Annotated in this window: 10 protein-coding genes; 4 read left to right on the top strand and 6 right to left on the bottom strand. The window is 69.2% G+C overall.

Translation table 11 applies throughout. The annotated features are described in order from the left end of the window. Positions 1 to 25: 25 nt before the first annotated feature. From AC27VN_RS01945 to fhuF, 6 genes are all read right to left on the bottom strand, one after another. A complete protein-coding gene (locus AC27VN_RS01945; protein WP_490875435.1) occupies positions 26 to 2,479 on the bottom strand; it encodes a TonB-dependent siderophore receptor in 2,454 nt (817 codons plus the stop codon). 157 nt (positions 2,480 to 2,636) lie between these two features. Continuing rightward, a complete protein-coding gene (locus tag AC27VN_RS01940) occupies positions 2,637 to 3,680 on the bottom strand; it encodes a FecR family protein (RefSeq protein WP_490875434.1) in 1,044 nt (347 codons plus the stop codon). Next, positions 3,677 to 4,294, bottom strand: coding sequence for an RNA polymerase sigma factor (locus AC27VN_RS01935; protein ID WP_296781266.1), 618 nt, complete (start codon positions 4,292 to 4,294; stop codon positions 3,677 to 3,679). Before AC27VN_RS01935 ends, AC27VN_RS01940 begins: the two co-directional genes overlap by 4 nt. Positions 4,295 to 4,478: 184 nt before the next feature. Further along, positions 4,479 to 5,789, bottom strand: a complete 1,311-nt coding sequence (locus AC27VN_RS01930) for a lysine N(6)-hydroxylase/L-ornithine N(5)-oxygenase family protein (RefSeq protein ID WP_490875433.1) — start codon at positions 5,787 to 5,789, stop codon at positions 4,479 to 4,481. After that, the gene (locus tag AC27VN_RS01925) at positions 5,771 to 7,867 is read right to left on the bottom strand and encodes a GNAT family N-acetyltransferase (protein WP_490875432.1); all 2,097 of its coding nucleotides are present in this window, start codon (positions 7,865 to 7,867) and stop codon (positions 5,771 to 5,773) included. The genes AC27VN_RS01930 and AC27VN_RS01925 overlap by 19 nt, the downstream gene beginning before the upstream one ends. 82 nt (positions 7,868 to 7,949) lie before the next feature. Beyond that, on the bottom strand, positions 7,950 to 8,702 hold the full coding sequence (gene fhuF, locus AC27VN_RS01920; RefSeq protein ID WP_490875431.1) for a siderophore-iron reductase FhuF: 753 nt from the start codon (positions 8,700 to 8,702) through the stop codon (positions 7,950 to 7,952). Positions 8,703 to 8,880: 178 nt separating this feature from the next. Between fhuF and AC27VN_RS01915 the strand changes: the two genes are divergently transcribed. From AC27VN_RS01915 to AC27VN_RS01900, 4 genes are all read left to right on the top strand, one after another. Continuing rightward, positions 8,881 to 9,120, top strand: coding sequence for a hypothetical protein (locus AC27VN_RS01915; RefSeq protein ID WP_398493851.1), 240 nt, complete (start codon positions 8,881 to 8,883; stop codon positions 9,118 to 9,120). Positions 9,121 to 9,157: 37 nt separating this feature from the next. Next, positions 9,158 to 10,837, top strand: coding sequence for a cyclic peptide export ABC transporter (locus AC27VN_RS01910; protein ID WP_490875430.1), 1,680 nt, complete (start codon positions 9,158 to 9,160; stop codon positions 10,835 to 10,837). Positions 10,838 to 11,002: 165 nt separating this feature from the next. Further along, positions 11,003 to 12,160 (top strand): efflux RND transporter periplasmic adaptor subunit, encoded by a 1,158-nt coding sequence (locus AC27VN_RS01905; RefSeq protein ID WP_490875429.1) that lies wholly within the window; start codon positions 11,003 to 11,005, stop codon positions 12,158 to 12,160. Positions 12,161 to 12,221: 61 nt separating this feature from the next. Further along, positions 12,222 to 12,935 (top strand): ABC transporter ATP-binding protein (locus AC27VN_RS01900; protein ID WP_490875428.1); only part of this gene is annotated, 714 nt, incomplete at its 3' end.

Genomic DNA, 12,935 nt, shown 5'->3' with positions numbered 1-12,935 from the left:
TGCGGACCGGGCCTGCCCCGAGGGCTCAGAACTTGTAGGTGGCCCTGAGCCACGCGCTGCGCGGCGCGCCCTGCGTGTAGCCGTTGTAGCCGCCCAGGCCGCTGTAGTAGCGCTTGTTGCCGACGTTCTCGATGTTGAGCGTGGCGCTCAACTGCTTCGTGAAGTCGTAGCGCGCCATCAGGCCCAGCAGCGTCAGCCCGCCCTGCGTGACGCGGCCGAGCTCGTAGGCTTCGTCGTAGTAGATGCGGCTCTGGTAGCTGAGGCTGCCGCCCACGGTGAGCTTGCTCCAGTCGCCGGGCAGGCGATAGGTGGTCGCGATGCGCAGCAGGCGGCGCGGCAGCGGCGTATTGAGCAGCTTGTCCTCGGCATCGCGCTTGGTGTGGTAGGTGTAGCCGCCCATGATCTGCCAGCCGCGCGCGATCTCGCCCGACACCGTCGCCTCGAAGCCCTTGCTGCGCGCGCCCTTGACGGCGCGCGATGGCGTGGAGCCATCGGGCAGCGGCTCGGCGCCGGGGATGTCCACGGCCAGGTTGTCTTCCTCCGAGCGGAACACGGCGAAGCTGGTGTTGAGCCTGCCGTCCATGTGCTCGCCCTTGATGCCGAGCTCGATGTTGTTGCCGCGCTTCGGATCGAGGACCCTGTTGTTCACGTCCTTCGCGGTATTGGGCTGGAAGATGTCGGTGTAGCTGGCGTACAGCGAGAACTCCTTGCTCACGTCGTAGACGAGGCCGACGTAGGGCGTGAAGACGCCGTTCTCCCTGACCCGCGGCGTATAGGTCGTGACGGGTTCGCTGCCGGTGGTGTCGGTGTCGTAGCCGCTGTTGCGATACCAGGTGACCCGGCCGCCGAGGATGACCGAGAGGCTGTCCGTCGGGCGCAGGCGGGTCGAGCCGTAGATGGCCGTCTCCTCGGTCTGCTCGCCGAAGTTCAGGATCGGATAGATGAACTGGGGCCGGGGCGCGGCCGACAGGTTGTAGAGCGTGACCGGTTCCCGGTCCGCGGTGTCCAGCACGGAGTTGTTCTTGTAGACCGAGTAGGTGTAGCGATTCACGTTGAGGCCGATGCTGGCCTGGTGCGTGCGGCCGAACAGTTCGAAGGGCCCGGTGGCGTAGACGTCGAAGGACTTGTTGCGGCCATGGGCCGGGTTGTCGCCTCGATCGAGCACGCCTTCCTGCGTGAACGGATCGAAGGTGGAGGGGTAGAGCCAGAGGTCGCCACCCGCGCGGTCGCGCTTGCTGTTCACCAGCGCGCCCTCGGCCTTGACGCGCCAGCCGTTGTCGAGCCGGTGCTCGAGGTTCACGAAGAAGCGGTCGCTGGTCATGTCCCAGTGGCTCCACGGCGTGCTGGAGTTGAAGGACACGGGCAGGCGCGTGCGCGTGCCGTCGCTGTAGAACAGCGGGGCCTGGCCGAAGTTGGCGCCCTTGATCGCATTCTTCTGGTACTCATAGCCGACCGCCAGCGTGGTGGTCGGGGCGAGGTCGACCTCGACGATGCCGAAGAAGACGCTGTTGCGCTGCTTCTTGTGGTCGGTGAAGCTGTCGCCGTCGGTGTGGGACGCCACGACGCGGCCGCGCACGGTGCCCGACTCGTTGAGCTTGCCGCCGAGATCGGCCTCGGTGTTGTAGCGGTTCCACGAGCCGAAGCCGCCGGCCACGTAGCCCGAGAACTCCGTGGTGGGCCGCTTGCGCACGAGGTTGATCGAGCCGCCGGGCGAGCCGACGCCGTTGAGCAGGCCCGCGGCGCCGCGGACGATCTCGACGCGGTCGTAGACGGCCGTGTTGATGATGCTCGTCTCGCCGGCCACGCTCGCATAGGCCAGGGTCGGGATGCCGTCGATCATCGGGCTCAGTGTGAAGCCGCGCGAGGTGTAGCTCACGCGCTCGTCGATCCGGTCGGCGACGATGCCGGGCGTCTGGCGCAGCACGTCGTTCAGCGTGACGAGGTTCTGGTCGTTGATCTGCTGGCGGGTGATTACGCTGACCGATTGGGGCGTTTCGCGAAGCGACAGGTCCATGCGCGTGCCGGCCCCGGTCACCCGCGTGGTGTAGGAGCCCGTGTTCTCGGTCGTTCCGTCGGCGCCCGGCGCGGCGGTCACGCTCACGGGCGGCAGGCTGCCGCGCTCGGCCGGTGCCGTCGACTGGCGCTGCACGGTCACTTGGGATTCGCCGCTGCGAACGGCGACCAGGCCGCTGCCGGCCAGCAGCCGTTCGAGCGCCTGCTGGACCGTGAGCCGGCCCGAGAGCGCGGGGGACTGGACGCCCGCCACCACGTCGCCGGCCGCGAAGAACTGCATGCCTGTCTGCCGCGAGAGTTCGTTGAGCGCGGAGGGCAGCGGCTGGGCCGCGACGCTGACATCGAACACCCTCGCGGCCTGTCCCGGCGTCTGCGCGGTGGCCAGACTGCTCCAGCTGAGAAAGGCGGTTCCGAGGGCTGCCGCGAGGGCGGCGCTCAGAAGATGTTGGCGAGGCGAAGAACGCATGGGTCGAGGCTCCAGGTCTGGTAAAGGCGAATGAATTCAGTTCGGGAACGCGGTCCGCGGGGACGCGGCGCCGCGCGCTTCTGAAAGCAAGACGTTTGAACTCGCCAGACGGAGACAGGAACTTTGGACCTGCCGTCTCTTTCCTGGCCGGGCGGTGTCAGCGCTGGCGCAGTTCGACGCTGCCGTCGGGGCGGGTGACGGCGGCAAGCGGCAGGATCGAGGGCAGGGCGGCCAGCAGGCCGATGGAATCGTTGCTGCGGAAGCGCCCGGACAGCCGCATGGCGTCGATGCGCGGTCCCGCGGTGACGATGGGCTGGGTGCGGTAGCTGTTGACGGCAGCCAGCGCGTCGCTCAAGGGGGTGTTGTCGAAGACCAGCCAGCCGTCGCGCCAGGCCGCGAGCGCCGTGGTGTCGGCCCTTCGCACGGGCGCCATGCTGCCGTCGCTGATTTCCACCAGTTCGCCGGCATGCAGATCCACGGCGTGTGCCTCGGCGCTGCCGTCCGGCCCCCGCAAGGGCCGCACCTGCACATGCCCGCGCTCGACGCCGATGAGCACGGGGCCGCCGCGATCGCGCACGGTGAACACCGTGCCGATCACTTCGATCGTTCCCTCCCGGGTACGGACCCGGAATGGCCGGTCGGCATCGCGGATCACCTCGAAGCGCACTTCGCCGCGGGTCATCTCCACAACCCGGCGCTGGCGGTAGAGCGTGACGTCGACAGCGCTCAGCGGCGCCAGGTCGAGCCGGCTGCCCGTCCTGCCGTCGATGCCGTCGGTGAGCGTCGCCTTCAACAGCTGGGCCGTCCGCGTCTGGAAGGCCGCATGGAAGACGGGTTGCTGCAGATACCAGTGCACGCCACGCCCACCGAGCAGCCCGACGCCGAGCAATCCCACGATGGACAACAGATGCTTGCGGCGCTGAGGCCGGCGCGTGTCCGCCGCGGCGGACGCGTTCGCCAGATCGGCCTTCGACGCCTCGAAATGCGTGCGCAGGTCATCGGCCATGCCGCCGAGCGCGTCCCACCGCTGCCGCGCCTCCAGCAGCGCCGCCGCATGCTCGGGCGACTTGCCGCGCCATTGGCTGAGCGCGAGGCGCGCATGCGCCGCCTGATCGGGCGCGATCTCGGCTTCCACGATCAGCGCCAGCGCCTTCTCGACCATGCGCTCGCGCGGAGCCCCCATCGCCATGCCGATGCTCACGAGAAGTCTTCGGCCAGCGACGCGTCGAAGCCCGCGTGGTTCCTCACGTACTGCGGCTCGATGAGCTCGGCGCGCAGTTCGGCGAACACCCGCGAGCAATCGATCGTGGCGCGAAGCAGGTGCTTGGCGACGGCCATCTCGGTGATGTCCAGGCGCTGGGCAATCTCCGCGCGCGTATGACCGTAGGCGCGAAACAGCAGGAAGACCTCGCGCCTGCGCGGTGGCAGCTTCTCCATCGTCTGGACCACGCGCGCGAGCACGCGCTGCTGGGCCAGGAGGAACTCGCTCGAGGGCGCCGCGCTCTGGGTCTCGACCACCGCGTGCGTGCCGATCCATTCCTGCGCTACCTTGCGGCGACGGGCCTCATCGATGCACAGGTTGCGCGCGACCCGGAACAGCAGGGCACGGGGCGACTCGATGCCACCGTTGCCGCTCGCCTCGTCCGACGTCGAATCGGCACGCGCCGCCCCGATGGACTTCATCGCGTGCGCGTACACCCGCTCGAAGCTCGACTGCGCGATGTCCGCCGCGTAGTGGGGATCCCTCAGGTCGCGAGTGAGCTGTCGGCGCAAGTCCGCATAGTGAGCTACAAGTTCCTGGACGAGGTCGCGCATCCGGCCGCCTTCTCGCAAGCATCGACGATGGGCCCCGGGAGCCCGGTCGCTGGTCTTGCCTTCGGGCTCGTCAGCTCCGGCTAGGAATGACGAGCCGGCGATACGGCAGCGCGCTGGGTCGATCCCGGGGATCTGTAATAAGAACGATTCTTATTAAGTGTATCACCGCGCGATGTCCAAAGCGTTAAATCACGGCGGCCGGCAGCGGCGTACGCCCTGAGGCATGCACCTGCTGCGCCGGTCGCGGATTCGCTTCCAGCAGTGCCTGCCCGATCTCGTCGGACCGGATGGCCGTGACCGACAGCAGCGTGTCGCTGAGCCCGTGGCTGGTTTCGCAGGCGCCTTGCAGGAAGATGCCCGGCTTCAGTTCCGGCGTGCCCTGCAGCCGGTAGTTGCGGTCGACCGTGAAGTCGCCCAGGTACGGCGCGAGCGGATCGAGCAGCGTCTTGTGGCCGTCGCGCTCGTACCCGGTGGCGAGGATCACGACGTCGTAGCCATGCTCGCCGCGCTGGTCGGTGTTGAGGTCGTGCAGCCACAGGTGGACGCCGTCCGCGGCCGCGCGCACCGCGGTCACCTCGTGGCGCCGCAAGAAGCCGTGGCGCGCCACGCCCGCGACGCGCTGCCGGTAGAACACGTTGAAGATCTGCTGGATCAGCTCCAGGTCCGGCGCCGCGTAGTTCGTGTGCCAGAACTCTTCCAGCAGCTCGGCGCGCTCGGGTTGCGAGCGGTTGAACACGAAGTCGGTGAAGTCGGCGTTGAAGATCTCGTTGACGAAGGGGCTGTCATCCGAGGGCTTGATCGAACGGGCGCGCATGATCAGGTCGACCGCGGGCTTGTTCGGATGGCTCTGCAGGTCCATGAAGATCTCGGCCGCGCTCTGGCCCGCGCCCACGATGGCGATGCGCTCGGCCTTCGGATGCCGTGCGATCGCCTCGAGGTAGCTGCTCGAATGGAACACGCGCTGGTCGTCCCTGAAGGGCTGGAAGCGCGCCGGGATCTTCGGCACGCCGCCCACGCTCACCACCAGGTTGCGCGCCAGCCGCTCGCGCACGCTGCCGTCGGCCTGGCGCGAGCGCACGCGTACCAGCTGCACCTCGCTGCCGCGCATCTCCGGCACCACCTCGAACACGCTCTCGCCGTAGGCGCAGCGATCCTCGAACTGCGCCGCGGCCCAGCCCAGGTAGTCGTTGAACTCGTGCCGGCTCGGGAAGAAGGTCTTGAGATTGACGAAGTCCTGCAGGCGCTGCTTCTCGTGCAGGTAGTTCAGGAAGGTAAAGCGGCTCGAGGGATTGCGCAGCGTCGCCAGGTCCTTGATGAACGAGATCTGCATGTGCGCGTTGTCGAGCAGCATGTTCTTGTGCCAGACGAAGCCCTGCTGCTTCTCGATGAACAGGGCATCCACGAACTGGCCGTGGTGGCGCTTCTCGTCGAGCGCGATCGCCAGCGCGATGTTGGACGGGCCGAAGCCGATGCCGATCAGGTCGTGGATTTGCATGGAATGTCCTTGAGGGGAGGTTCGGCGCGATCGGCCGAAGGTGGCGAGACGGTGGCGTCCCCCTGGGGAATCCAGAGGGCTTCGCCGAAGAAGCGTTCGCGCAGCAGCATGCCGAGCATCGCGCGCTTGTGCGGAAAGTCGAATTCCTTCACGTGGGCGTAGCCGCAGCGGCCCAGGCTCTTGATCATCTTGTGGTTGTCCGCGCGCGGCTCGATCACGATGCGCTGCGTGCGGCAGTCGTCGAGGAACAGGTAGTGCGACACCGAAGGCATCCAGGCCGTGAGGAAGGGCTTGCCGCGAAAACGCGCCTCGCCGATCAGCGCGTGCCAGCCGCGGTCGTGGTCGCCCGCGTCGTAGAAGGGCGCGATGCGGTCCTCCTTGGCCCAGTACACCTCGAAGTAGCCGAAGGCCTCGCCGTCGAGGCGCCCGATCAGCCCCGTCACGCGCGGGTCGGCCGCGATCGTCTCGAGGTAGGCGCGATGCCTGGCGAGCTCGCCCTGTTCTTCCCAGAAGTGCGCCACCACCGGATCGTTCATCCAGCGATGGAAGGCCGGCAGGTCGCGCTCGATGTCGACCGTGTCCAGCGACAGCGTCTGCGACAGCCAGGGGATGTGGCGTTGATAGACGGTGCCGGCCGGCTTGGCCGGCCGCAGCGGATGGCGGCGGCCCTGGCTCAGCGTGTAGCGCTGCGCGAAGGGCTCGCGCGGCCCGCGCTGCCACACGCGCGGCAGTTGCCAGAAGGCTTCGCGCGCCACGATCGCATCGGGGCCCGGCGGCAGGCTCGCCGCGCCGGCATCGACCAGGCGCGCGAGGCCTGCCGGGTTCGATGGCGCGAGCCGCAGGGACAGCGTGGCGCGTTGCGGATGGCGCACGAAGGCGGCTTCGATGGCGGCCAGCAGATGGGTCTGCGCGGGCTCGGCGTCGTGGCTGTTCGACCCGTCCAGGCGCAGCGTGCCGGCCTGCTCGTGCAGCAGCCAATGGCTGATCGGTCCCTGGCCGGCCTGCGGGCCGACCGTGAGCTTCGAGGTGTCGAGACGCACCTCGAGCGGATCGCCGTCGGGGTGCGCATGGAACACCCAGGCGCCGATCGCCGATGCCGGCACGGGTGCCGGTGCGGCTGCGGCGACGCGTGCGCGTCCGAATGCCTCGGCCAGCGTTTGCGCGATCGACGAGCGCAAGGTGTCGGCTTCCTCCACCACCTGGCTCAGGCGGGCGAAGTCGTGGACCATGCCTTCGTGCACCTGCACTTGCGTGCGCACGCCGGCCGCCTGCAGCCGCTCGGCGTAGGCCCGGCCTTCGTCGACCAGCGGGTCGTACTCGGCCAGCACGAGATGCGCGGGCGCGAGACCCGACAGGTCCTGCGCGGCGAGCGGGGCGAAGCGCCAGTCCGCGCGGTCGTCCTCGCTGCGCAGGTAGTGGCCGAACATCCATTGCAGCGTGCGCTGCTCGAGCAGGTGGCCGCTCGCGTAGCGCCGGTGCGAATCGCTGTCCTGGCGGATGCTGGTGCAGGGATAGAGCAACACCTGCAGCAGCGGCTGCGAGCGTCCGGCATCGCGCGCGGCCAGCGTCAGGGCCGTGGCGAGCGTGCCGCCGACGCTGTCGCCGGCGAAGGCCACGCGCGTGGGGTCCAGGCCGTGCGCGACGCCCTGCGCTGCGAGCCACAGGGCGGCATCCTCGGCGTCGTGGAAGGCGGTCGGGAACTTGTGCTCCGGCGCGAGCCGGTAGTCCACGGACAGCACCGCGCAGGGCGTGCGCTGCGCCAGCGCGCGGCACAGCGCGTCGTGCGAATCGAGTCCGCCGACGACGTAGCCGCCGCCATGGAAGTACAGCAGGGTCGGCAGCGGCGTGCCCGCATCGCCGCCCCGGTACAGCCGGGCACGCAGCGTCGCGCCGTCGCGGGCGCGAAAGCCGATGTCCTCGACCGGAAGCTCGGGCCCGACGCCGTCCAGCGCGAGGGTCGACTGGTCGTAGCTGGCGCGCGCCTGCGCGGGCTCCAGCTCGCACATCGGTGCGCGCCCATCCTCTTCGGCGAGGGCGGCCAGTTCGAGGAAGGCTTCGAGATCGGGATGCAGTGGCATGGGGGCGTCGCAGTCGCATCTATGAATGGATGCATATCCGCAAAAGACGCGCGGCCGGCCGGTTTGTTTAGCGTGCAGCCGCTCAGTTCCGTGTCTTGCGGAACTCCGGCGCCAGCGGACAGGCGGCGCAATAGCCTTCCTCGGGCAGCAGGTAGTAGAGGCAGCACTGCCGGTGCAATGTGATGGGTGCGGGCGCGCCGGCCTCCAGGCGCACGGCCCGGCGCGGTGGCGTGAACATCGGGTTGTCGTCGCAGCCCCAGAGTGGCTGGTGCAGCAGGTAATCCAGGTCCTGCGCGACGGCGGGAGCCTGGCCGCTCGCTGCCAGGCCCTGCTCGAGCACCGGTTCGAGGTAGCGCGCGGCATTGCCCCAGAGGATCTTGGGCGCGATCCGCGTCAAGCGGGTCAGCTGCAGGAACAGCGGCGCCAGATGCTCCTGGAGCAGTGCTGCATAGCGTTCGGCCGTGCCGGCGCCGTGCAGGGGCTGGCCTTCGTCGGTGATGTGAAAGCACTGCGGCACGGCACCTTCCGCGAACGTGAGCCACACCCGCGCGGGTGCCATCGGAAAGCCATGCTGCAGCAGGCTGGCCGCCGCCGCGACCGGGGGCAGCAGGGCGTTCAGATAGTGCAGGCTCCAGGCGGAGGCCACCGGACGCAGGTCGGCGCCGTGCACGCGCAGATGGCGGGCGTGCTGGCGCAGCAGCCCGGCCAGCAGGGCCGGATCGGCGATCAGGTCGGCCACCCGCACGGCGTCCGCGGGCACGCGTGGCGAGCAGGCCAGCGTTTCGCCGTAGGCCGCCCATTCGCCCTGGAATATCGGCGCCAGAAGCGAAATCATGGAAAGGGGCCGCGGGCCGTCGCGCAATGGCTCATCGATGGGAGACGGTTGGCGTGCCCAAAGGTTTAGCGCCACGAAACAGCCCGAGGAATCGAGGCACGAAGATGACAGCGGCTAAACATCCGCGGGCGAACCGCGTCTAACTGCCCATCCACACCCACCGAGGCGCCCTGACACGATGAGCTCCAGTCACCACGCTATTTCCGATCCGGCCTGCAAGGAGGCCTGGCAGCTCTTTCGCGAACTGCACGACGCCCCGTCGCTCGAGCGCGCACAGAGGCTGGTGTTGTGGCTCGGGCGCGATGCCAGGCATGTGCGCGCATTCGACGAAGCCCTGACGCTGTGGGCACTGGCGGGCGCGGCCCTGGTCGGTTCGGTGCCCGACGACGATCCGCGAGCCCCGTCGACGCTGCAGTAGGTACTAAACATCCGGGCCGCCGATCCGTCATACCGGCATGCAAGTACCTTCCTCCAGCGCCAAGGCGTCCGATCTGCTTCGGCTGTTGAAACCCTTCGTCCCCTGGATCGTGCTTTCCGCCGTGACCGGCATCGGAGCCGGCGTGGCCACCGTGGCGCTTCTGGCGACCATCAACGAGGTGCTGAGCCGGCCCGGCGGCATGGCCGGAGGGCTGCTGCTGACCTTCGTCGTGCTGTGCGTCATCGCGCTGATCGGGCGCGCGGCTTCCGACATCTCGAACAACATCGTGGGCCAGCGCCTGGTCGCGCAGGTGCGCAAGGATCTGGCGCTGAAGATCCTCGCGGCCCCGATCGATGCGCTGGAGCGTTATCGCATGCACCGCCTGATGCCCGTGCTGACGCAGGACGTGGACATGATCAGCGATGTGGCCTTCATGCTGGCCGCCACCATGATCTCGACGGCCATCGCGCTCGGCTGCCTGAGCTATCTGGCCTGGCTGTCGCTGCCGCTGTTCGGCCTGCTGGTGGTGGCGATGCTGATCGGCGTGGCCGTCCAGACCTGGGCCCATGCACGCGGCATCGCGGGCTTCTTCGAGTCGCGCGAGCAGGAGGAACTGCTGCACAAGGCCTACCGCGGCATCAGCGAGGGCGCCAAGGAACTGCGCATGCACCGCGCGCGGCGCTCCCGCGTGTACGAAGGGCAGATCGTGCGCACCGTCGACGCCATTCGCGACATCAACCACCGGGCGATCAACATCTTCGTGCTGGCCACTTCCTTCGGCTCCGCGCTGTTCTTCCTGCTGATCGCGATGATCCTCGGCTGGGCCGCGTGGCGCACCACCGAGCCCGCGGTGCTCAGCGGCTTCGTGCTCGTGCTGCTGTTCATCAAGGGGCCGATCGACCAGATCGTCGGCGCGCTGCCGCACGTGGGCCGCGCCAAGGTGGCCTTCGGCCGCATCGCCGACCTGTCGGCCCGCTTCGCCACGCCGGAGCCGCACCTGCATCTCGATTCGCCACCGACCTCGCCGCCGATGCGCGAGGCCATCGAGATGCGCGGCGTGCGCTACGCATTCGACACGCCCGAGGGCAGCGAGGCCTTCGTGCTCGGTCCGGTGGACCTGCGCATCGAGCGCGGCGAGATCGTCTTCATCGTCGGCGACAACGGCTCGGGCAAGACCACCCTCATCAAGCTGCTGCTCGGCCTCTATGCGCCGCAGCAGGGCGAGGTGGTGCTCGACGGCAAGGCCGTCACGCCCGAGACCCGCGACGACTACCGGCAGCTCTTCACCACCGTGTTCTCCGACTTCTACCTGTTCGAGGACCTGGTGGCCGGCGGCGAAGGAGGCCGGCAGACGCTGCCCGAGACCGCGCTGCCCTATCTGCAGCGCCTGGAGATCGCGCACAAGGTCTCGGTCAAGGACGGCGCCTTCACCACCACCGACCTGTCCACCGGCCAGCGCAAGCGGCTCGCGCTGGTGCATGCCTACCTCGAGGGCCGTCCGGTGCTGGTGTTCGACGAATGGGCCGCCGACCAGGACCCGACCTTCCGCCATCTCTTCTACACCGAGCTGCTGCCCGAGCTGCGCGCCAAGGGCCACCTGCTGGTGGTCATCTCGCACGACGACCGCTATTTCCACATCGCCGACCGCGTGATCACCATGAAGGCCGGCCGCATCGCGGAAGAGCGTGTGCGTGCACCGCAGAAGGCGGCCGCGTAGAAAGAGAGAGCCGCCACCCGGCCGTCTGCGGCCTGTGAAGGCATCGACCTTGCGCCGCGTGTGGCCGATTTCGGACCGTACAGAATACGCGCGAACTCCAAGAAGACAGCTCCGCTCGCGGCGTCCGCGCAAGCGCGAATGGCCCGCACGCTCCCTTTCCTCGACATGCGCAGAATCGTTTCCATCCTCCTCGTTCTCTTCCTGACTCTGGCGGCCGCGGGCTATCTCTGGGCGCGCCGGCCCGCGGGCGCGGTGGAGTCGTCGGTCGTGCGGCGCGGTGCCATCGAATCGAGCGTTACTGCTTTCGGCACGCTGCAGCCGCGGCGCTACGTGGATGTCGGCGCCCAGGTCTCGGGGCAGATCCTGCGGCTGCACGTCCAGCCTGGCGACGTGGTCGACAAGGGGCGGTTGCTGGTCGAGATCGATCCCAGCGTGCAGCGCGCCACGGTCGATGCGGGCCGGGCGTCGCTGGCCGGGTTGCGTGCCCAGTTGGCCGACCAGCGCGCGCAGCACCGGCTGGCCGGCCAGCAGCATGCGCGCCAGCGCCAGATGGCCGCCGACGGCGCCACCCGCGAAGAGGACGTGCAGAGCGCCGAGGCCGCGTTCGCCTCGGCGGCCGCGCGCATCGAGCACCTCGAAGCACAGATCGCGCAGACCCAGGCCACGCTGCAGGCCGACGAGGCGCGGCTCGGCTACACGCGCATCTTCGCGCCGATGGCGGGCACCGTGGTGTCGGTGACCGCGCGCGAGGGCCAGACCCTCAACGCCACCTACCAGACGCCCGACGTGCTGCGCATCGCCGACCTGTCGGCCATGACCGTGTGGTCCGAGGTGTCGGAGGCCGACGTGAGTCGCGTCAAGGCCGGCATGCCGGTCTATTTCACGACCCTGGGCAACAACCAGCGCCGCTGGCAGGGCAAGGTGCGCCAGGTGCTGCCGGCCCCGCCGTCGCCGACGGCCAAGACCGGCGGCAGCGACAGCACCGCCGCGGCCCCCGCGACGCCGAACAAGGTCGTTGTCTACACGGCGCTGTTCGACATCGACAACGCCGACGGCGAACTCATGCCGCAGATGACCGCGCAGGTCACTTTCGTCGAAGCCGCCGCCGCCGATGCGCTGATCGTGCCGGCCACGGCGCTCGTGCCGGTGGCGGATGCCGCGGATCGCTACGCCGTGCGCGTGCTGCGGCCCGATGGCAGCGTCGAGACGCGGCCCTTGCGCATCGGGGTGCGCAATCGCGTCTTCGCACAGGCCCTCGACGGCGTCGAAGCAGGCGAACGCATCGTGGCCGACGCGGCCTTCGGCAAGACCGCGAAGCCATGAGCGCAGCGCCGGGCCGCCCCCAGCAAGCTCGCGCCGCAGTGCGAAGCACGAAGGTGTTCCAGTGAGCGCAACGCCGGGCCCGGAGGCGGCGAACGCGCCGCCGCTGGTCGAGCTGCAGGACATCCGCAGGTCCTACGGGTTGCCGCAGCGCACGCCCGACGATCCCGCGCCCACGCCGGTGCTGCGCGGCATCTCGCTGAAGATCCACGCGGGCGAGTTCGTCGCCATCATGGGGGCGTCCGGTTCCGGCAAGTCCACGCTCATGAACATCCTCGGCTGCCTCGACCGGCCGAACGGCGGGCGCTACCTGTTCGAGGGGCGCGACGTCTCCGACCTCGATGCCGACGCGCTCGCGCGGATGCGCCGCGAGACCTTCGGCTTCGTGTTCCAGGGCTATCACCTGGTGCAGACCGAGTCGGCGCGCGAGAACGTCGAGATTCCCGCGCTCTATGCCGGCATGCCCGAGCACGAGCGCCGCGTGCGCGCCACCGCGCTGCTCGAACGGCTGGCGATGGGCGCCCGCCTCGACCATCGGCCGGGCCAGCTGTCGGGCGGCCAGCAGCAGCGCGTGGCCATCGCGCGCGCGCTGATGAACGGCGGCCGCGTCATCCTGGCCGACGAGCCCACCGGCGCGCTCGACAGCCAGAGCGGCGCGGAGGTGATGAAGCTGCTGCACGAACTCGCCGACGCGGGGCACACGGTGATCCTGATCACGCACGACCGGCAGGTCGCCGCGCAGGCCCGCCGCATCGTGGAGATCCGCGACGGCGAGATC

Source organism: Variovorax sp. 20P10.2.4, from assembly GCF_058244205.1.
Note: the sequence above shows the minus strand (reverse complement) of the source record. Positions and strands in the feature narration are given on the sequence as shown.